We start from the raw sequence: 18,603 nt of genomic DNA, 5'->3' as shown, positions 1-18,603 counted from the left end.
CTTGAAGCTTGAAGCTGCTTCTATCCCTTGCGCCGATACGGGAACACATCGATCACCTTCCCCGCCCGGATCGCCTCTTGCAGGCCTTTCCAGTAATCGGCGTTGTACAGCTCGCCGTGCAATTGGTCGAACAGCTTGCGCTGGCCCACGTCGGCGAACAGGAACGGCGGGAATTCCTCAGGGAACACGTCCAGCGGGCCGATGGAATACCAGGGCTCGGAGGCCATCTCGTCTTCCGGCGTGCGGGGCTGGGGGATGTGGCGGAAGTTGGCTTCGGTGAGGAAGCAGATCTCATCGTAGTCGTAGAACACCACGCGGCCGTGGCGGGTCACGCCGAAGTTCTTGAGCAACATGTCACCGGGGAAAATGTTCGCCGCCGCCAGTTGCTTGATCGCCAGGCCGTAGTCTTCCAGCGCCTCGCGCACCTGGGCCTCGTTGGCGTTTTCCAGGTAGAGGTTCAACGGCGTCATGCGCCGCTCGGTCCAGCAGTGGCGAATCAGCACCGTATCGCCCTCCACCGACACTGTGGACGGCGCCACGTCGAGCAGTTCTTCCAGGCAGGCCGGCTCGAACTTGCTCAGCGGGAAGCGGAAGTCGGCGAACTCCTGGGTATCGGCCATGCGCCCAACCCGATCGACACTTTTCACCAGGCGATACTTCTCGATCACCGTAGCCCGGTCGACGTTTTTCGACGGCGAGAAACGGTCCTTGATGATTTTGAACACAGTGTTGAAGCCCGGCAGGGTGAACACGCTCATGACCATGCCGCGCACCCCCGGCGCCATGATGAAGCGGTCGTCGGTGTTGGCCAGGTGGTTGATCAGCGCCCGGTAGAATTCGGACTTGCCGTGCTTGTAGAAACCGATGGAGGTGTACAGCTCGGCAATGTGCTTGCCCGGCAGGATGCGCTTGAGAAAACCGATGAATTCCGCCGGCACCGGTACGTCCACCATGAAGTACGAGCGGGTGAACGAGAAGATGATCGACACCTGCGCCTCGTCGGTGATCAGCGCGTCGATCTGGATGCCCCGGCCTTCGCGGTGCAACAGCGGGATCACCAGGGGCCATTGGTCGTCCTGGGTGTAGATCCGGCCCACCAGGTAGGCGCCCTTGTTGCGGTACAGCACTGAGGAAAACAACTCCACCGTCAGTTCCGGGTCCTTGCAGACCCAGTCCGGCAGGTTCTCGCGCAGTTGGGCTTCGAGGCGCTGCAGGTCGCCCGGCAGGTCGGCGTAGTCCTCGCTGAAGCGGTAGTCGGCGAAGATGTTCGCCAGCATCCGGTCGAGCTGGCCCTGGGGCTTGTAGGTACGCGTCTGGGCGGCCCGGGCCCGGCGCAGGCTGGGCCGGGTGGTGTGGATGAACATGGTGCCGTCGCTGATCAGGTCGTGGCTGAACAGCCCGCAGAAGATCGAGTTGTACCAGGTTTCCGACAGTTCATCGTCGAAACGCAGGTCGATCAGGCTGATGTAGGCGCTCTTGACCAGCGGCCAGCAGCCCACGTCCATCAACGCCTCGGCTTCGAAGGCCTTGCGCAGCCGCGCCACGGTTTCAAAGACTTTTTCTTCATACAGATTGATCCGCGCCGCCGACGCCGCTTGCGCCTCCAGCCACTGGGCCTGCTCGAACCGGGCGCGGGCGCCGTCGGTAATCTGCCGGAAATGCTCGCGATAATCGTCGAAGCCTTCGAGGATCGAACGGGCGATATCGGTGGCGGGCCATGGTTGCGGCATAGGGTGAACCTCGGCGGGTCAGGCTTGTTATTGGCGACTGAGCTTAGAGGCCAATCGCGCGCCAGCGCAACCATTGCCATCGGTATCCGGGGCAGCGACACTTGTCGCCCGATTCTGCCAGGAAAGCCCCGTGAACCTCGTCGATACCCTGCGTTTGCTATCACTGGCCGCCATCTGGGGGGCCAGCTTTCTGTTCATGCGCATTATCGCCCCCGTCATTGGCACGATCCCCACTGCTTTTTTTCGCGTGTCCATCGCCTTCGTCGGCCTGCTGGTCATCCTGACGCTGATGCGCATCGACTTCGATTTTCGCGGCAAGCTCAAAGTGGTGATGGTGCTGGGCCTGATCAACTCGGGCATCCCGGCCACGTTCTACTCGCTGGCGGCCCAGGTGTTGCCCGCCGGCTACTCGGCCATCTTCAACGCCACCACGCCGTTGATGGGCGTGCTGATCGGCGGCCTGTTCTTCAGCGAAAAACTCACCGTGGCCAAGGTCAGTGGGGTGTTCCTGGGCTTGTTCGGGGTGGGTATCCTGACCGGCGCCGGGCCGGTGGCCTTCGACCTGCAACTGCTGATGGGCGCCCTCGCCTGCCTGCTGGCGACCACCTGCTATGGCTTTGCCGGCTTCCTCACCCGTCGCTGGCTCGATCATCAAGGAGGGTTGGACAGCCGCCTCGCCGCGCTGGGCAGCATGTTCGGCGCCACGGTGTTCTTGCTGCCGCTGTTCGGCTACACCGCCATCAGCCAGCCCCCGGCCAGCTGGGGCGGCTGGAGCGTCTGGTCGTCGCTGCTGGGGTTGGGCCTGGTGTGCACGGCACTGGCGTACATTCTGTACTTCCGGCTGCTCAGTTCCATCGGCCCGGTCAAGTCCATGACCGTGACCTTCCTGATCCCGCCGTTCGGCGTGTTGTGGGGGGCGTTGCTGCTGGATGAGCCGCTGGGCATGGCGCACCTGTATGGCGGGGTGCTGATTGCGGCGGCGTTGTGGCTGGTGTTGAAGCCAGGGGTGGCGAAGCCTGTTGAGATAGAGTGAGGCCGTGGCGAGGGCTTTGCTCCCGCCGGGCACGAAGCGGCCCTCGTTTTCTGGGGCGGCTGCGCCACTCAGCGGGAGCAAGCTCCCTCGCCACGGCTCAGCCGAACAGCCAGTAGCCCAGGGTCGTCAGCACCACCACCGCCAATACGGGGCGCATCACCCGGTAGGCCTTGGGATGCTTGCGCTTCCACTGCTTGAGCTGGCCGCTGAAGCCGTCGCTGAACCGCTTGCTCCAGGCATAGGCCTGGTTGATCCCGCCGACGCGTTCGTCGTCGAGGTTCTGCGGTGCGGTGGCGCGACCGAGGAAGGCGCTGATGGCGCGGTTGAGACGGGTCATCAGCCGGCTTTTCAGCGGGCGTTCGACGTCGCAGAACAGGATCACCCGGGTTTGCGGGGTTTCGTTCTTGACCCAGTGCACGTAGGTCTCATCGAACATGACGTCTTCGCCATCGCGCCAGGCATAGACCTGGCCGTCGACAAAGATCCGGCAGTCGTCGGAATTGGGCGTGGACAGCCCCAGGTGATAGCGCAGGGAACCGGCGAACGGGTCCCGGTGAGGGTTCAGATGGCTGCCGCCCGGCAGCAGGGCAAACATTGCGCCCTTCACGTTGGGAATGGCGCTGACCAGCTCGACGGTTTTCGGGCACAGCAGTTCGGCAGACGGCAGCGGTTTGTCGTACCACTTGAGGTAGAAGCGCTTCCAGCCTTTCTTGAAGAACGACCCGAAGCCGGCATCGTTGTTCTTTTCCGCGGCCCGGATATAGCCTTCGTCGAACAGGTGCATGGCCTCGTCACGAATGACGTGCCAGTTGTCCTTGAGCACATCCAGCTCGGGAAATTTGCTGCGGTCCAGGTAGGGCTTGGAGGGCACGCCGGAAAACAGGTACATCAAGGCGTTGTAGGGGGCGAACAAGGCCGAGTGATTGACGAACTGGCGCAATACCGGCAAACGCGCGCGACCGCGCAAGTGCACATACAGCGTGCTGCCCAGAAACAGCAGCAATACCGAGGCCTTGGCGACAAACGAAACGGTCATTGTAAAACTCCTTGTCCAAAACGACTTGCGCAACGCCATCAGCCCGGCGCGACGGCCGGCCATGGTATAGAGCCTTGCCCGGGGAAGAAACCGCCCCAGGCAACATTCACTGTTGAGAATGACGCAACAATGCCCTTCTTATCACGCATGAGCTGAACGTTGGCTGATGCCAATGTTCAGCTCATGCCTTTTCACCACTTTGCACGGCCCACTTTTGTGGAGAGGGAGCTTGCTCCCGCTCGACTGCGAAGCAGGCGCCTGCTTTACAAAAGGGGCGCTTCGCACCCCAGCGGGAGCAAGCTCCCTCGCCACAAGAAGCCTCGATTGCTTGGCCGTTACTGCTGGATCTCCTGCTCGGTGAACAAATCACTGAACAACATGCTCGACAGATAGCGCTCGCCCGAATCCGGCAGGATCACCACCAGGGTCTTGCCCTGCATTTCCGGTTTTTCCGCCAGGCGCACGGCCACGGCCATCGCCGCGCCGCAAGAGATGCCGCAGAGGATGCCCTCCTCCTGCATCAGGCGCAAAGCCATGGCCTTGGACTCTTCGTCGGTGACCCGCTCGACCTGGTCGACGATCGACAGGTCAAGGTTCTTCGGCACGAAGCCGGCACCGATCCCCTGGATCTTGTGGGGGCTGGGCTTGATCTCCTGCCCCGCCATCGCCTGGGTAATCACCGGCGAGGTTTCGGGTTCGACCGCCACCGACAGGATCGGCTTGCCACACGTGTTCTTGATATACCGTGAAACGCCGGTGATGGTTCCCCCGGTGCCTACCCCCGCGACCAGCACATCCACCGCGCCATCGGTGTCGTTCCAGATTTCCGGGCCGGTGGTTTTTTCGTGGATCGCCGGGTTCGCCGGGTTTTCGAACTGCTGCGGCATGAAATAGCGGGAAGGGTCGCTGGCGAGGATCTCGGCGGCCTTCTCGATGGCGCCTTTCATGCCCTTGGCCGGCTCGGTGAGCACCAGTTCCGCGCCCAGGGCCTTGAGCACCTTGCGCCGCTCGACGCTCATGGACGCCGGCATGGTCAGCATCAGCTTGTAGCCGCGGGCGGCGGCGACGAACGCCAGGCCGATACCGGTGTTGCCCGAGGTCGGTTCGATGATGGTCATGCCCGGCTTGAGCCTGCCGGTGCTTTCGGCGTCCCAGATCATGTTCGCGCCGATCCGGCACTTGACCGAATAACCCGGGTTGCGCCCCTCGATCTTGGCCAGGATGGTCACGCCACGGGGCGCGATGCGGTTGATCTGCACCAGCGGCGTATTGCCAATGGAATGGGCGTTGTCGACGAATATGCGGCTCATGACCGGTCCTTGAGGCTGCGGATAGTTAAGCGCTTTAAGGTAAGCCTGTTGCCCATGGGCGTCCAGTTGCACCGAACGTTCGCACGGCGACAACGGTCAATGGCTTTAACAACGCTGGAGACTGACTGACATGAAGCGTCGATACAGCTGGCCACTGTGGGGACTCGCCGCCCTCGTCGTGCTGCTGGTGGCCTTGCACTTCACCTTGCCTTATCTGGTTCGCGACTACCTGAACGACAAGTTGGCGAATATGGGCGATTATCGCGGCCAAGTCACCGACGTGGACCTGGCCTGGTGGCGCGGGGCCTATCGGATCAACGGCCTGAAAATCATCAAGGTCGACGGCAAGGTCCCGGTGCCTTTCGTCGATGCACCGCTGGTCGATTTGTCCGTCAGTTGGCATTCGCTGTGGTACGACCATGCGGTGGTGGCCGAGGCGGAGTTCGCCCGGCCCGAAGTGAACTTCGTCGACGGCGGTGGCAACCGACAGAACTCCCAGACCGGTCAGGGCACCAACTGGCGCGAACAACTGAGCAAACTGCTGCCCATCACCTTCAACGAAGTGCGGATCAGGGATGGCCACGTGACCTTTCGCAACTTCAACTCCAAGCCGCCCGTCAACCTGCGGGCCACCGACGTCAATGCCAGCTTCTATAACCTGACCAACGTGGTCGACACCGAAGGCAAGCGTGACGCGCGTTTCGAGGGCAAGGCGCTGGTGGCCGAACACGCGCCCCTGGAAGTGCTGGCCACCTTCGATCCACTGAGCAATTTCGAGGATTTCGATTTCCGCCTGCGGGCCACGAACATCGAACTCAAGCGCCTCAACGACTTCGCCGCGGCCTATGGCAAGTTCGACTTCAACGCCGGCCACGGCGACCTGGTGATCGAAGCGCAGGCGACCGACGCCAAGCTCAGCGGCTACATCAAGCCGCTGCTGCGCGATGTGGACGTCTTCGATTGGCAGCAGGACGTGGAAAACGAGAAAAAGAACATTTTCCGCTCGGTCTGGGAAGCACTGGTCGGCGCGGGTGAAACGGCACTGAAAAACCAGCGCAAGAACCAGTTCGCCACCCGGGTCGAACTCAGCGGCAATGTCCATCAACAGGACATCAGCGCCTTCGAAGCCTTCCTGCAGATATTGCGCAACGGCTTCGTCCAGGCCTTCAACGCCCGCTATGAACAGCCACCGCCATCCAAAGGTTAGGGGCATCAATCCCGTGGCGAGACCGGGTCAACATGTGACGCTCCATTCAGAGACTGAATACAGCGTCTGCGTTCACAGTCGGCGGGACGTCGCGTTATAGTCGGGCACGACATTTATTTTCGCGCGCCCCGCCTCGCCGGGCCGACGACACGTTCGAGGAATCCGCAGATGAAGTTCGAAGGCACCCGCGCCTACGTGGCCACCGATGACCTGAAGCTGGCCGTCAACGCCGCCATCACCCTGGAGCGGCCGCTGCTGGTCAAGGGCGAACCGGGCACCGGCAAGACCATGTTGGCCGAGCAACTGGCTGAGTCCTTCGGCGCCCGCCTGATCACCTGGCACATCAAGTCCACCACCAAGGCCCACCAAGGCCTGTACGAGTACGACGCGGTCAGCCGCCTGCGGGACTCGCAACTGGGTGTGGACAAGGTCCATGACGTGCGCAACTACCTGAAGAAAGGCAAGCTCTGGGAAGCGTTCGAGTCCGAGGAACGGGTCATCCTGCTGATCGACGAGATCGACAAGGCCGACATCGAGTTCCCCAACGACCTGCTGCAAGAACTCGACAAGATGGAGTTCTACGTCTACGAGACCGACGAAACCATCAAGGCCAAGCAGCGGCCGATCATCATCATTACCTCCAATAACGAAAAGGAGCTGCCGGACGCCTTCCTGCGCCGCTGCTTCTTCCACTACATCGCCTTCCCGGACCGCGCGACGCTGCAGAAGATCGTCGATGTGCATTACCCGGACATCAAGAAAGACCTGGTCAGCGAAGCGCTGGACGTGTTCTTCGACGTGCGCAAGGTGCCGGGCCTCAAGAAAAAGCCCTCCACCTCCGAGCTGGTGGACTGGCTCAAGTTGTTGATGGCCGACAACATCGGTGAAGCGGTCCTGCGCGAGCGCGACCCCACCAAGGCCATCCCGCCGCTGGCCGGTGCCCTGGTCAAGAACGAACAGGACGTGCAGCTGCTTGAGCGCCTGGCGTTCATGAGCCGTCGCGGCACGCGTTGAGCCCTCTTCGTCAACAAGCGCGAGGGCAACTGCCATGCTGCTGAACCTGTTCAATGAGATGCGCGCCGCCAAGGTGCCCGTGTCGGTGCGTGAACTGCTGGACCTGATCAATGCGCTGAAACAGCGGGTGATCTTCGCCGACATGGACGAGTTCTATTACCTGTCCCGGGCGATCCTGGTGAAGGACGAACGCCATTTCGACAAGTTCGACCGGGCCTTCGCCGCTTACTTCAATGGCCTGGAGAAACTCGACGATCATCTCCAGGCGCTGATCCCCGAAGACTGGTTGCGCAAGGAGTTCGAGCGCTCGCTGACCGATGAAGAACGGGCGCAGATCCAGTCCCTGGGTGGCCTCGACAAGCTGATCGAGGAATTCAAGAAGCGCCTGGAAGAACAGAAGGAACGCCATGCCGGCGGCAACAAGTGGATCGGCACCGGCGGCACCAGCCCGTTCGGCTCCGGGGGTTTCAACCCGGAAGGCATCCGTGTCGGCGACGCCGGCAAGCGCCAGGGCAAGGCCGTGAAGGTCTGGGACCAACGCGAGTACAAGAACCTCGACGACCAGGTGGAACTGGGCACCCGCAACATCAAGATCGCCCTGCGCCGCCTGCGCAAGTTTGCCCGCCAGGGCGCGGCCGAAGAGCTGGACATCGACGGCACCATCGACCACACCGCCCGGGATGCCGGCCTGCTGAACATCCAGATGCGGCCGGAGCGGCGCAACACCGTCAAGCTGCTGTTGCTGTTCGACATCGGCGGTTCGATGGATGCCCACGTGAAGATCTGCGAAGAGCTGTTCTCGGCCTGCAAGACCGAGTTCAAGCACCTGGAGTACTTCTACTTCCACAACTTCGTGTACGAGTCGGTGTGGAAGAACAACCTGCGCCGCACCTCCGAACGCACCTCCACCCAGGACCTGCTGCACAAGTACGGCGCCGACTACAAGGTGATCTTCATCGGCGACGCCGCCATGGCGCCCTATGAAATCACCCAGCCGGGCGGCAGCGTCGAGCACTGGAACGAAGAAGCGGGCTACGTGTGGATGCAGCGCTTCATGGAGAAGTACAAGAAGCTCATCTGGATCAACCCCTACCCCAAGGACACCTGGGGCTACACCGCCTCCACCAACATCGTGCGGGAACTGGTGGAGGACCGGATGTATCCGCTGACCCTGCGAGGGTTGGAGGAAGGGATGCGGTTTCTTTCCAAGTGATCGTTGGTGCCCTTTAGGGCCTCATCGTCGGATCGCCGCCCGGAGCAAGCTCGCTCCCACACTGGATCTTCGTCACACATGAGATCCCCTGTGGGAGCGAGCTTGCTCGCGATGCTTTTAGCGGTCGAGAAAACCGCGCAAACACGCCACCTGCTGCCGATGCGCCACCTCCTGCACCACCGGCCGCAACCGCACTTGCGCCCCCGGCAGGCATTGCGCCAACCGGGCCAGGGCCAGCGGGGTCAAGGCGCCCAGGCGCGGGTAGCCACCGATGGTTTGCCGGTCGTTGAGCAACACGATGGGCTGGCCGTCCGGCGGCACCTGCACGGCCCCCAGGGGAATGCCTTCGGAAATCATCGGCGGGCCCTGGTATTCCAGCGGCGTTCCCAGCAGGCGGATGCCCATGCGATCGGCGCGGCTGTCCAGCGTCCAGGGCGTGTTGAACGCATCGAACAGGCTGCGGCCACTGAACACCCCGTTCTGCGCCCCCAGGATCAGCTCCAATGGCTGAGACTGCTGGAAATCCGGGATCAACCGGCCCGGCATCGGCCGAGGCGTGGCCGCCCCCCCATAGCTCAAGCGCTCGCCGCGAGCCAACGCCCGCCCCAGCCCATCCAACCCGCCGAGCGCTTCGCGCACCACCGTTGCCCGGCTGCCCAACACCGCCGGGGCTTCGAAGCCGCCAGGGGCCGCAAGGTAGGCCCGAGCCCCCAGCACGGGCTGGGTGAGCGCCAGGGATTGGCCTTTGCGCAGGCTGAAATAGCGCCAAGGCGCCACGGCCTGGCCGTCCACCCGGGCGCCCAGGTCGGCCCCGGCCAGCGCCAGCACGCAGTCGTCCTCGGCCACCAGCGTGAAGCCGCCAAGGGTGACTTCCACCACCGACGCGTCCAGGGCATTGCCCAGCATCCAGTTGGCCCAGGCCATCGACAGCCAATCCGCCGCACCGCCCTGGGTCACGCCCAGGTGGCGGACGCCAAAGCGGCCGGCGTCCTGCAACAGGCACAGCGGGGTGCTGGCCTGGATCAATAAGCGGCTCATGCCTGGGCCTCCTGGGGTGTGTCATCGCCGCCCAAGCGGATGAACTCGGCGCGGTCCACGGCGACAAAACGCACCGTGTCGCCGGGTTGCATCAGGCTGTAGCCGTCACGTTCACGGTCGAACAGTTTGGCCGGGGTGCGGCCGATCAGGTTCCAGCCGCCAGGCGACACCAGCGGGTACGCCGCGGTCTGGCGCTCGGCAATCCCGACGCTGCCTGCGGCCACCCGCTTGCGCGGCGTGTCCAGGCGCGGCGCGGCGAGCGCTTCGTCCACCAACCCCATGAAGGCAAACCCCGGAGCGAAGCCCAGGGCGAACACCTGGTATTCGTGTTCGCTGTGGCGCCGGATCACCTGCTCCACGGTCAACCCGCTGCGACCCGACAACAGCAGAAGTTCCGGTCCGACGCTCAGGTCGTACCACACCGGCAGCACATGGCAGCGCCCAGCCGAGCGAGCATCGGGCGACAAATGGTTCAGCGCCTCGCTGACCAGCGACCGGGCCTGCGCCGGGCTCAAGGCCAACAGATCGTAATGCACCATCAACGTGGTGTAGGACGGCACCAGGTCGATCAGGTCGGCGGCGAACACCGCGCGCAGGCGCTCGCTGGCGGCGAGCATCCACGGCATGTTGTCTTCGGCGATTTCATCGAACAGGCGCACCATCAGGCAGTCCACCGCGACCACTTCCACACGTGGCTTCATGACGCACGCTGCCGGTCCAGCGCTTCGCGGATGCGTTGCACGGCGGCCACGGAGCTGGCGTTGTCACCGTGCACGCACAAGGTATTGGCGTGCAGGATCAACGCGCTGCCATCGCTGGCGGCCAAGGCATCGCCACGGGCAATGGTCAGGGCCTGGGCAATGATGGCTTCGGGATCGTGATGCACCGCCCCCGGCGCCTGCCGCGACACCAGGCGGCCAGCGCTGTCGTAGGCACGGTCGGCGAAGGCTTCGAACCACAACGTCAGGCCATATTCGTCACCCAGGGCCTGGGCGGCGCTGTTATCCCGGGTCGCCATGAGCATCAGCGGCAGGTCCGGGTCATAGTGGGCCACCGCCTCGATCACCGCGCGCAACTGCGCCGGGTTGGCCATCATGTCGTTGTACATCGCGCCGTGCGGCTTGACGTAGCTGACCCGTCCACCCTGGGCCCGGCAGATGCCGTCGAGGGCGCCGATCTGGTAGTGCAACAGGTCCTGCAGTTCCTGGGCAGCGTAGGCCATGGAGCGGCGGCCGAAGCCGGCCAGGTCCTGATAGGCCGGGTGTGCGCCGATCTGCACGCCGTTGGCCAGGGCCAGGCTGACGGTCTTGCGCATGATGCTCGGGTCGCCGGCGTGAAAGCCGCAGGCGATGTTGGCGCAATCGATGAAGGGCATCACTTCGGCGTCCAGACCCATGGTCCAACTGCCGAAGCTTTCGCCGATGTCACAATTCAATAGCAGGCGGTTCACGCTGAACGCTCCTGTAGGTACTTTCTTCTGACCCTGGGGGCACACACCCCCAGGTTACTCGTTACTCGGCTTCCAGTTGCTTGCCTTGGGTTTCCGGCAGGCTCAGGGCCGCCAGGATCACCACGCCGTAGGACACGGCCGCAAACGCACCGATCCCGACGCTCAACGGCACCCGCTGGCTCAGCAGGCCGATCAGCAGCGGGAACAATGCCGCCACCGCCCGACCAATGTTGTAGCAAAAACCCTGGCCCGAGCCCCGGATACGTGTGGGGAACAGCTCGGTGAGGAACGAGCCCATGCCGCTGAACATCCCGGAGGCAAAGAAGCCCAGGGGAAAGCCCAGCCAGAGCATCACGTTATTGCTCACCGGCACCTGGGTGTACAGCAGCACGATGGTGAACGAGCCGACGGCGAACAGGACGAAATTTTTCTTGCGCCCCAGTATGTCCGACAAGTATGCGCTGATGACGTAACCCACGTAGGAGCCGACGATCACCATCGCCAGGTAGCCACCGGTGCCCAGCACGCTCAAGCCGCGCTCGTTCTTCAGGAACGTCGGCAGCCAGGACGTGATTGCATAGTAGCCACCCAGGGCGCCGGTGGTCAGCAGCGAAGCGCGGATCGTGGTGAAGAGGATGTCGGGGGCGAAAATCTCGTAGAACCTGGCGTTATTGCCAGACGCCAGGCGGGCCTTGGTCTGGTTGTAGACCTCCGGGTCCTTGACCAGCCGACGGACGAAAATCACGAACACCGCTGGCACGATGCCAAGGATGAACAGCGCGCGCCAGGCGTCTTCCGGCGCCAGCACCGAGAACAGCAGCGCGTACAGAATCGCCGTCATGCCCCAACCCAGCGCCCATCCCGATTGCACCATGCCCACCGCCTTGCCACGGTCCTTGGCGCGAATCACCTCGCCCATCAACACCGCGCCAGCGGTCCACTCGCCGCCGAAGCCGAAGCCCATCAGCGTACGGGCGATCAACAATTGTTCGTAGTTCTGGGCAAAGCCGCAGAGGAAGGTGAAGAACGCGAACCACAGCACGGTCAGTTGGAGGGTGCGGACCCGGCCGATACGATCCGAGAGAATGCCGGCCACCCAACCGCCAAGTGCCGAGGCGATCAGGGTGCTGGTGTGAATCAGCCCCGCCTGACCGGTGGTGATGCCCCACATCGCGATGAGCGTCGGCACCACGAAACTGAGCATCTGCGTGTCCATGCCGTCCAAGGCGTAGCCGATCTTGCAACTCCAGAATGTGCGACGTTCCTGTTGGTTGATGTTGCGATACCAATCGAACGGGCCGGAACGGGCCTTGGACTCGGGGACGCCGAGCATGTCGGGTGCACTCATGGTGGTTCTCCACGGTTTTATTGTTTTAAGCCTCGACGCTGCAAACGTCGGGATCGGGTGCCGTGATTCTTGAGCGCAGGCGCCGGCGCGTCCAACTAATAAAACCTCGGACGGGTCATAAGAAAAAGTTGATGGGTAGAACTACCCGCGGAAACGGCGCAAAGCCTTTGTGGCGAGGGAGCTTGCTCCGCTGGGCCGGGCTGGCGCTCCAGCGCGCAGCGGCCCCAAAAAAGCGATGAGCGCTTCGCACTCAAGCGGGAGCAAGCTCCCTCGCCACAAAAAGCGTTCTAGCGTGAGCGTCAAAGCCCGCGCAAATCCCGCTCTTCGATCGGTCGGCTCTGGCGCAGGCGCTTGCCGCCCAGCACGACCCAGTCGATCAGGCGGAACAGGCATTCCAGGCCGAACGACAGCAGCATTGCGCCGCTGATGCCCCAGACCATGGCCTCGGGGGTCAGCAGGATCTGGTAGCTGTAGCCGTTCCAGGTTTCCTTGCGAATGTCCGGGTCTGCGGCCAGTGCCACTTGCAGCAAGCGGATGTACCACGGCCCCTGCATCGCCTGGAACTGCTTGTCCAAGGCCTGCTGGCGCACGAGCAAGGTGTTCAGGCTGTCGGCGTCGCTGCGAAAGATCGGGTCTTCGCTGGCGCGGTAATGGGCGACCAGGGCCTGCATGTCACCCTTGAAAAACTGATTGGCGGTGCCCTGGAAACCTTGCAGGCCTGTCTGTGCCTCGATCAGGTGGGCCTCGACCCGCTTGGCGTAATCATTGATGAAGCCCGGCACCTGGACCCCCACCAGCAGGCCAATCGCGAACAACACCAGCCGTAGATAACTGAGCAACATAGCGTGACGTCCTTATTCGGTCCGGCCCTGGCTGACGCATTCGCCGCGCCGCCACAGGCTCCATTGGCCCGGTTCGTAGCGGGTCCAGGTTTCGTTTTCGGTCAAGGGCTCGGTGGCGATCACCGTGACCACGTCGTTGGGCGTGGTTTCGGCCTGGAAATCGACGATCACGTCGACATCCTTCAGCCGTGCCGGGCCGAATGGCGCACGCCGAGTGATCTGGGCCAGTTTGGTCGAGCAATAGCAGAACAGCCAGTCGCCGTCGCTCAACAGGCAATTGAACACGCCTTTGCGACGGTATTCGCCGCAGGCTTCGATCAGCGCCGGCAGCAGTTGCTCCACGTCCACCGGTTCCGGGAAGGCCTGGCGCACGCGGTTGAGCAAATCGCAGAAGGCCGCTTCGCTGTCGGTGTCGCCCACCGGGCGGTAGAAACTCACGCCCGGCTGGAAATCCGCGAGCTGGCCGTTGTGGGCGAAACACCAGTTGCGGCCCCACAGCTCGCGCACGAACGGGTGCGTGTTGGCCAGGCAGACCTTGCCGACGTTGGCCTGGCGAATATGCCCGATCACCACTTCACTCTTGATCGGATAGCGCTGCACCAGGTTCGCCACTTCCGACTCGCTGCTGGCGGCCGGGTCCTGGAACAGGCGCAAGCCCCGGCCTTCGTAGAAGGCGATGCCCCAGCCGTCCCGGTGCGGCCCGGTCTTGCCCCCGCGCTGCATCAGCCCGGTAAAGCTGAACACGATGTCGGTCGGCACATTGGCGCTCATGCCCAGTAACTCACACATGCTCGGACTCTCGCTTCAAAAGGCAGGCTTGGCTACAGGCGCGGTTCGATGCGCGAACGCTGGGGATTGCTCGGCACCGGCGGACGACCGTAGCGATCATCGCCGGCCACGCCGAACGGCGGCTCATCCTCGGGCTCATCGGCGGCGGCAGCGGCTTTTGCGGCGGCGGCATGTGCCTTGCGGGCATTGGATGCGCGCTCGATGGGCAAGCGCACCAGCGCGAAGAGCAAGTAGACGCCGAACGCGATCATGCCGTACATGAGCAGGTCGGACGCGGCCCGCCAGACGTTGTTGCCCACCTTGAACAGCACGTCCAGGGCGACAATGGCCACGGCAGGGGCAAACTTGTCCTTCACCGGGTCGACAATGGTCGGGCAGAACAGCAACACCGCCATCAGCAAGCGCAGCGGCTCGCGCAACCAGCGCCACATCCAGCGGGTCATGCGCATCCACACCAGCAGGCAGCCCAGGGCCGCGAAGGCATAGAGGCCCCAGGCGATCAGATAGTCGTTCTCGGTCATGGTGTCCATGGCAAGGCAGGCAAAGAGGCGCTTATAGTAACGACTTTTCGCTCGTCAGGCTGCCCCGGCGTCTGCCAAGCCCCTTTTCGTACAACGTTCGAGAGCCTTCCATGTCCTTATCTGCCCACGTTTCCAACGCCCCGATTGCCCGCAGGGACGCCGGGGTGGACCCGTACGCCTGGCTGCAGGAACGCGACACCGACGCGGTGCTCGACTACCTCAAGGCCGAAAACAGCTACCAGGAAGACCAACTCGCCGACCAGGCCGACCTGCGCGAGGCCCTGTTCCAGGAGATCAAGGGACGGATCCTGGAGACCGACCTGTCCCTGCCCTCGCCCTGGGGACCGTACCTGTACTACACCCGCACCACCGCCGGCGACGAATACCCGCGCCATTACCGCTGCCCGCGTCCGGCCGACGACAGCCTGAGCGTGGACGAGAGTCGCGAACAACTGCTGCTGGACCCGAACGCGCTGGCGGGCGGCAGTTTCTTTTCCCTCGGTGCGTTCAGCATCAGCCCCGACCACCAGCGCCTGGCCTACAGCCTGGACACCACCGGCGACGAGATCTACACGCTGTTCGTCAAGGAACTGTCCAACGACAAGATCAGTGAACTGTCCTTCGAACACTGCGACGGCAGCATGACGTGGGCCAACGACAGCCTGACACTGTTCTTCGGCGAACTGGACGACACCCATCGCCCCCACAAGCTCTGGCGCTATCGCCTGGATGGCACCGCCGCCGAAGAAGTGTTCCACGAGCCGGATGGACGTTTCTTCCTGCACTGCTACCGTTCCAGCTCCGAGCGCCAGTTGATCCTGTCCCTGGGCAGCAAGACCACCAGCGAAGCCTGGGTGCTGGATGCCGCGCACCCGCAACAGCCTTTCACCTGCCTGGCGCCACGGCGCGCACACCACGAATACGACGTCGACCACGGCCTGCTCGATGGCCAGTGGACCTGGTTGATCCGCAGCAACCGCGACGGCATCAACTTTGCCCTGTACCAGGCCGCGGACACCGGCGTGGCGCCGACCGAAGCCGACTGGCAGAACCTCATTCCCCACAGCGAAACGGTGATGATCGACGGCCTGAGCCTGAATGCCGAGGCGATGACCCTGAGCCTGCGCGAAGGTGGCCTGCCGATCATCGAAGTCCACCCACAGGACCTGCCGGCCTATCGCGTGCAACTGCCGGACACCGCCTACAGCCTGCACGTGCAGAACAGCCTGGAGTTTTCCAGCCCGCGCATTCGCCTGCGTTACGAAGCCTTGAACCGCCCCGCGCAGATCCGCCAACTGGACCTGGCCAGCGGTGAGCAGGTGGTCCTCAAGCAAACCCCGGTGCTGGGGCCGTTCGATGCCGACGCCTACGTCAGCCAGCGGATCTGGGCCACGGCCCCGGATGGCACGCAAGTTCCTATCAGCCTGGTGGTCAAGCGCGAGGCCCTCGGCCAACCGGTGCCGCTGTACCTGTACGGCTACGGCGCCTATGGCCAGAGCCTCGACCCCTGGTTTTCCCACGCACGGCTGAGTTTGCTCGATCGCGGCGTGGCGTTCGCCATCGCCCACGTACGCGGTGGCGGTGAACTGGGCGAAGCCTGGTACCGCGCCGGCAAGCAGGAGCACAAGGCCAACACTTTCAGCGACTTCATCGCCTGCGCCGAGCATTTGATCGCCAACGGTTTCACCACCGCCGAGCAGTTGGCGATCAGTGGCGGCAGCGCCGGTGGCCTGTTGATCGGCGCGGTGCTCAATCAACGCCCGGAGCTGTTCAAGGTCGCCATTGCCGAAGTGCCGTTCGTCGATGTGCTCAACACCATGCTCGACCCGGAGCTGCCACTGACCGTCACCGAATACGACGAATGGGGCAACCCGCAGGAGCCGGACGTCTATGATCGGATCCGCGCCTACGCCCCGTACGAAAACGTCAAGGCCCAGGCATACCCGGCGCTGCTGGTCATCGCCGGCTACAACGACAGCCGCGTGCAGTACTGGGAAGCGGCCAAGTGGGTGGCGAAACTGCGCGCCACCAAGACCGACGACAACCCCTTGCTGCTCAAGACCGAACTGGGCGCAGGCCACGGTGGCATGAGCGGGCGCTACCAGGGATTGCGTGACGTAGCCCTCGAATATGCATTTGTCTTGAAGGTTTTGGGCAAGGCCTGAGGAACTCTGGATGACGGCCGGGTCTTAGAAACGACGCGCGCTCAAAAGCTGGGAGCGGGCTTGCTTGCGAAGGCGATGTGTCAGCCGACATCAGCAGTGACTGATATGGCGCCTTCGCGGGCAAGCCCGCTCCTACAGGGCCCTGCTTGCAGCCAAGCAATCCAAACCGTAGCAGACACAAGAAAAAGACCGTGACGACATGTCAGAACCGACCTTACTGAACAAAGAAATCCGCGACTGGCTGATGGACTGCGGCCTGTTCGACCAATTGCAGCCTGCCGACTTCGCGGCGGCGTCGGGCTATTTCAGCATCAGCGCCATCGCCGAGGGCGAGGCGATCTTCCGAGAGGGTGATGCGGGCAGTTTCATGTGCATCATCCACACCGGCCAGGTGGCCGTGCAGAAAACCGGCCCCGACGGCCAACCCGTGACCATCGCCACCTTGCGCAGTGGCCGGGCGTTCGGGGAAATGGCCGTGCTGGACGGCGAGCGGCGCTCGGCCAGTTGCATCGCGGCCAGCCCCTGCCAGTTGCTGAACCTGGGCAAGGACTCCCTGGAAAAAATGCTCAACGACGCCCCCAAGATCGCCGCCAAGATCATCCGCGCCCTCGCTGTGTCCCTGTCCAAGCGCCTGCGCATGGCCGATGGACAGCTGCTGTCGCAGCAGGTCTGACGGCCAACCACAATCGGCGTGGGAGCGGGCTTGCTCGCGAAAGCGGAGTGTCAAACAACATTGATGTCGACTGACACTCCGCTTTCGCGAGCAAGCCCGCTCCCACAGGGCCCGTCATTCACCTATCAGGTTCATCCCCCCGGCGACTTGGCCTTCGGCGCTTGCGACTCCATGCCCGGTAGCGGTTGGTCCTTGGGCGGGTGGGGCATTTCGATCGGCGGCAGCAAAGGCGGCCCGGCGCTTCCGGGGCCGGTCTTGGGTAGGCCGCTGGGCGCGACCGGCGGGTACGGCAGGGGCGTGGCGGTGCCGGGCGAACCGGGGATGCTCGGCGGGTTGACCGGAATCGTCGGCTGCTGGGCCTGCGCGCAACTCATCGAGCACACCGCCAGGACAATGGCCGGTAGAATGATGCACTTCATCAATGGCTCCGTGGCGACTGTTGCCTTCAGGCTAGACCCAGGAGGCCTGTGTGGCTAATGGATGCACTGGAATTAACCGCACAGCCCGCTGGCACACCGGTCCACCCTCCCTCATGAGACTTCCATGAAACGTTTCGTTCTGCTCGACACCACCCCCATCCCGGCCAACGGCGGCGCCTTGTGCCTGTTCGAGTACGGCGAAGACTTCGTCATCAAGATCCAGGGCGGTGACGGCGGCCAGTTGATGAACACGCGCATGCACGGTTCCGAGGATGCCTTGGCCGAGATCCCCTGCCGCAAGGTCGCCGGCCGGCCCGATTCACGAGTGTTGATTGGCGGCCTTGGCATGGGTTTCACCCTCGCCTCGGCCCTCAAGCACCTGGGCAAGCAGGCCGAAGTGGTGGTGGCCGAGCTGGTGCCCGGCGTGGTGGAGTGGAATCGCGGCCCCCTGGGTGAAAAGGCTGGGCGGCCGCTGTCGGACCCGCGCACCGTCATCCGCCTTGAAGACGTGGCCAAGGTCCTGCAGGCCGAACCCCAAGGGTTCGACGCGATCATGCTCGATGTCGACAACGGTCCCGAAGGCCTGACCCAGAAAGCCAACAGTTGGCTGTATTCGGCTGCCGGCCTGGCCGCCTGCGCCAAGGCGCTGCGCCCCAAGGGCGTGCTGGCGGTGTGGTCGGCCAGCGCTGACCGGCAGTTTTCCGACAAACTGAAAAAAGCCGGCTTCAAGGCCGAGGAAGTGCAAGTGTTCGCCCACGGCAACAAAGGCACCCGCCACACCATCTGGATTGCCGAGAAGCTCAAGGGCTGAGCTA

General features: G+C 63.5%; 18 protein-coding genes. 7 read left to right on the top strand and 11 right to left on the bottom strand.

Going from position 1 to position 18,603, the window contains the following annotated elements; genetic code table 11:
• Positions 1–20: 20 nt before the first annotated feature.
• Positions 21–1,730 (bottom strand): bifunctional isocitrate dehydrogenase kinase/phosphatase, encoded by a 1,710-nt coding sequence (gene aceK, locus V3H56_RS07250; protein ID WP_338474397.1) that lies wholly within the window; start codon positions 1,728–1,730, stop codon positions 21–23.
• A gap of 130 nt (positions 1,731–1,860) precedes the next feature.
• Here aceK and V3H56_RS07245 point away from each other — a divergent pair, with 130 nt between their 5' ends.
• On the top strand, positions 1,861–2,763 hold the full coding sequence (locus tag V3H56_RS07245; RefSeq protein WP_338474396.1) for a DMT family transporter: 903 nt from the start codon (positions 1,861–1,863) through the stop codon (positions 2,761–2,763).
• 97 nt (positions 2,764–2,860) lie between these two features.
• On the opposite strand, the gene V3H56_RS07240 is transcribed toward V3H56_RS07245, so the two are convergent.
• Positions 2,861–3,799, bottom strand: a complete 939-nt coding sequence (locus tag V3H56_RS07240; RefSeq protein ID WP_338474395.1) for an aspartyl/asparaginyl beta-hydroxylase domain-containing protein — start codon at positions 3,797–3,799, stop codon at positions 2,861–2,863.
• A gap of 335 nt (positions 3,800–4,134) precedes the next feature.
• The gene (gene cysK, locus V3H56_RS07235; RefSeq protein ID WP_042731656.1) at positions 4,135–5,109 is read right to left on the bottom strand and encodes a cysteine synthase A; all 975 of its coding nucleotides are present in this window, start codon (positions 5,107–5,109) and stop codon (positions 4,135–4,137) included.
• 130 nt (positions 5,110–5,239) lie between these two features.
• Between cysK and V3H56_RS07230 the strand changes: the two genes are divergently transcribed.
• The 3 genes from V3H56_RS07230 to V3H56_RS07220 all read left to right on the top strand — a co-directional run bounded on the left by V3H56_RS07230 (position 5,240) and on the right by V3H56_RS07220 (position 8,543).
• On the top strand, positions 5,240–6,316 hold the full coding sequence (locus tag V3H56_RS07230; RefSeq protein WP_338474394.1) for a DUF748 domain-containing protein: 1,077 nt from the start codon (positions 5,240–5,242) through the stop codon (positions 6,314–6,316).
• Positions 6,317–6,484: 168 nt separating this feature from the next.
• Positions 6,485–7,330, top strand: a complete 846-nt coding sequence (locus V3H56_RS07225) for a MoxR family ATPase (RefSeq protein ID WP_304550908.1) — start codon at positions 6,485–6,487, stop codon at positions 7,328–7,330.
• A 34-nt stretch (positions 7,331–7,364) separates the two neighbouring features.
• A complete protein-coding gene (locus V3H56_RS07220; RefSeq protein ID WP_042731659.1) occupies positions 7,365–8,543 on the top strand; it encodes a VWA domain-containing protein in 1,179 nt (392 codons plus the stop codon).
• 117 nt (positions 8,544–8,660) lie between these two features.
• On the opposite strand, the gene V3H56_RS07215 is transcribed toward V3H56_RS07220, so the two are convergent.
• The 7 genes from V3H56_RS07215 to V3H56_RS07185 all read right to left on the bottom strand — a co-directional run bounded on the left by V3H56_RS07215 (position 8,661) and on the right by V3H56_RS07185 (position 14,540).
• Entirely contained in the window at positions 8,661–9,581 is a 921-nt protein-coding gene (locus tag V3H56_RS07215) for a biotin-dependent carboxyltransferase family protein (protein WP_338474393.1), read from the bottom strand.
• Positions 9,578–10,282, bottom strand: a complete 705-nt coding sequence (pxpB, locus tag V3H56_RS07210; RefSeq protein ID WP_042731661.1) for a 5-oxoprolinase subunit PxpB — start codon at positions 10,280–10,282, stop codon at positions 9,578–9,580. The genes V3H56_RS07215 and pxpB overlap by 4 nt, the downstream gene beginning before the upstream one ends.
• Positions 10,279–11,031 (bottom strand): 5-oxoprolinase subunit PxpA, encoded by a 753-nt coding sequence (locus V3H56_RS07205; RefSeq protein ID WP_042731662.1) that lies wholly within the window; start codon positions 11,029–11,031, stop codon positions 10,279–10,281. The genes pxpB and V3H56_RS07205 overlap by 4 nt, the downstream gene beginning before the upstream one ends.
• Positions 11,032–11,092: 61 nt before the next feature.
• Positions 11,093–12,379 carry an MFS transporter gene (locus V3H56_RS07200; protein WP_338474392.1) on the bottom strand — a complete coding sequence of 429 codons (1,287 nt, stop codon included), beginning with the start codon at positions 12,377–12,379 and terminating at the stop codon, positions 11,093–11,095.
• A 299-nt stretch (positions 12,380–12,678) separates the two neighbouring features.
• Positions 12,679–13,221 carry a DUF2937 family protein gene (locus tag V3H56_RS07195; RefSeq protein WP_042732979.1) on the bottom strand — a complete coding sequence of 181 codons (543 nt, stop codon included), beginning with the start codon at positions 13,219–13,221 and terminating at the stop codon, positions 12,679–12,681.
• Positions 13,222–13,233: 12 nt separating this feature from the next.
• The gene (locus V3H56_RS07190) at positions 13,234–14,010 is read right to left on the bottom strand and encodes a class II glutamine amidotransferase (RefSeq protein ID WP_042732978.1); all 777 of its coding nucleotides are present in this window, start codon (positions 14,008–14,010) and stop codon (positions 13,234–13,236) included.
• Between the two features lie 32 nt (positions 14,011–14,042).
• Complete coding sequence (locus tag V3H56_RS07185) at positions 14,043–14,540, bottom strand: MFS transporter (protein ID WP_338474391.1); 498 nt, start codon at positions 14,538–14,540, stop codon at positions 14,043–14,045.
• A gap of 101 nt (positions 14,541–14,641) precedes the next feature.
• Here V3H56_RS07185 and V3H56_RS07180 point away from each other — a divergent pair, with 101 nt between their 5' ends.
• Positions 14,642–16,696: a S9 family peptidase gene (locus tag V3H56_RS07180; RefSeq protein WP_338474390.1), complete on the top strand. Its 2,055-nt coding sequence runs from the start codon at positions 14,642–14,644 to the stop codon at positions 16,694–16,696.
• A gap of 199 nt (positions 16,697–16,895) precedes the next feature.
• Positions 16,896–17,369: a cyclic nucleotide-binding domain-containing protein gene (locus tag V3H56_RS07175; protein WP_042732995.1), complete on the top strand. Its 474-nt coding sequence runs from the start codon at positions 16,896–16,898 to the stop codon at positions 17,367–17,369.
• A gap of 131 nt (positions 17,370–17,500) precedes the next feature.
• On the opposite strand, the gene V3H56_RS07170 is transcribed toward V3H56_RS07175, so the two are convergent.
• Entirely contained in the window at positions 17,501–17,788 is a 288-nt protein-coding gene (locus tag V3H56_RS07170) for a hypothetical protein (protein ID WP_047739228.1), read from the bottom strand.
• A gap of 124 nt (positions 17,789–17,912) precedes the next feature.
• Here V3H56_RS07170 and V3H56_RS07165 point away from each other — a divergent pair, with 124 nt between their 5' ends.
• Positions 17,913–18,599: an MnmC family methyltransferase gene (locus V3H56_RS07165; RefSeq protein ID WP_212803492.1), complete on the top strand. Its 687-nt coding sequence runs from the start codon at positions 17,913–17,915 to the stop codon at positions 18,597–18,599.
• Positions 18,600–18,603 lie beyond the last annotated feature (4 nt).

Origin of the sequence: Pseudomonas sp. MS646, assembly GCF_036693845.1 — a bacterium.
GTDB lineage: Bacteria > Pseudomonadota > Gammaproteobacteria > Pseudomonadales > Pseudomonadaceae > Aquipseudomonas > Aquipseudomonas chlororaphis_E.
This window is presented reverse-complemented; position numbering and strand designations above follow the sequence as displayed.

Coding starts and splice junctions, on each gene's coding strand:
- aceK (WP_338474397.1), bottom strand. CDS start 1,730: ATGCCGCAACCATGGCCCGCCACCGATATCGCCCGTTCGATCCTCGAA.
- V3H56_RS07240 (WP_338474395.1), bottom strand. CDS start 3,799: ATGACCGTTTCGTTTGTCGCCAAGGCCTCGGTATTGCTGCTGTTTCTG.
- cysK (WP_042731656.1), bottom strand. CDS start 5,109: ATGAGCCGCATATTCGTCGACAACGCCCATTCCATTGGCAATACGCCG.
- V3H56_RS07230 (WP_338474394.1), top strand. CDS start 5,240: ATGAAGCGTCGATACAGCTGGCCACTGTGGGGACTCGCCGCCCTCGTC.
- V3H56_RS07225 (WP_304550908.1), top strand. CDS start 6,485: ATGAAGTTCGAAGGCACCCGCGCCTACGTGGCCACCGATGACCTGAAG.
- V3H56_RS07220 (WP_042731659.1), top strand. CDS start 7,365: ATGCTGCTGAACCTGTTCAATGAGATGCGCGCCGCCAAGGTGCCCGTG.
- V3H56_RS07215 (WP_338474393.1), bottom strand. CDS start 9,581: ATGAGCCGCTTATTGATCCAGGCCAGCACCCCGCTGTGCCTGTTGCAG.
- pxpB (WP_042731661.1), bottom strand. CDS start 10,282: ATGAAGCCACGTGTGGAAGTGGTCGCGGTGGACTGCCTGATGGTGCGC.
- V3H56_RS07200 (WP_338474392.1), bottom strand. CDS start 12,379: ATGAGTGCACCCGACATGCTCGGCGTCCCCGAGTCCAAGGCCCGTTCC.
- V3H56_RS07195 (WP_042732979.1), bottom strand. CDS start 13,221: ATGTTGCTCAGTTATCTACGGCTGGTGTTGTTCGCGATTGGCCTGCTG.
- V3H56_RS07190 (WP_042732978.1), bottom strand. CDS start 14,010: ATGTGTGAGTTACTGGGCATGAGCGCCAATGTGCCGACCGACATCGTG.
- V3H56_RS07185 (WP_338474391.1), bottom strand. CDS start 14,540: ATGGACACCATGACCGAGAACGACTATCTGATCGCCTGGGGCCTCTAT.
- V3H56_RS07180 (WP_338474390.1), top strand. CDS start 14,642: ATGTCCTTATCTGCCCACGTTTCCAACGCCCCGATTGCCCGCAGGGAC.
- V3H56_RS07175 (WP_042732995.1), top strand. CDS start 16,896: ATGTCAGAACCGACCTTACTGAACAAAGAAATCCGCGACTGGCTGATG.
- V3H56_RS07170 (WP_047739228.1), bottom strand. CDS start 17,788: ATGAAGTGCATCATTCTACCGGCCATTGTCCTGGCGGTGTGCTCGATG.
- V3H56_RS07165 (WP_212803492.1), top strand. CDS start 17,913: ATGAAACGTTTCGTTCTGCTCGACACCACCCCCATCCCGGCCAACGGC.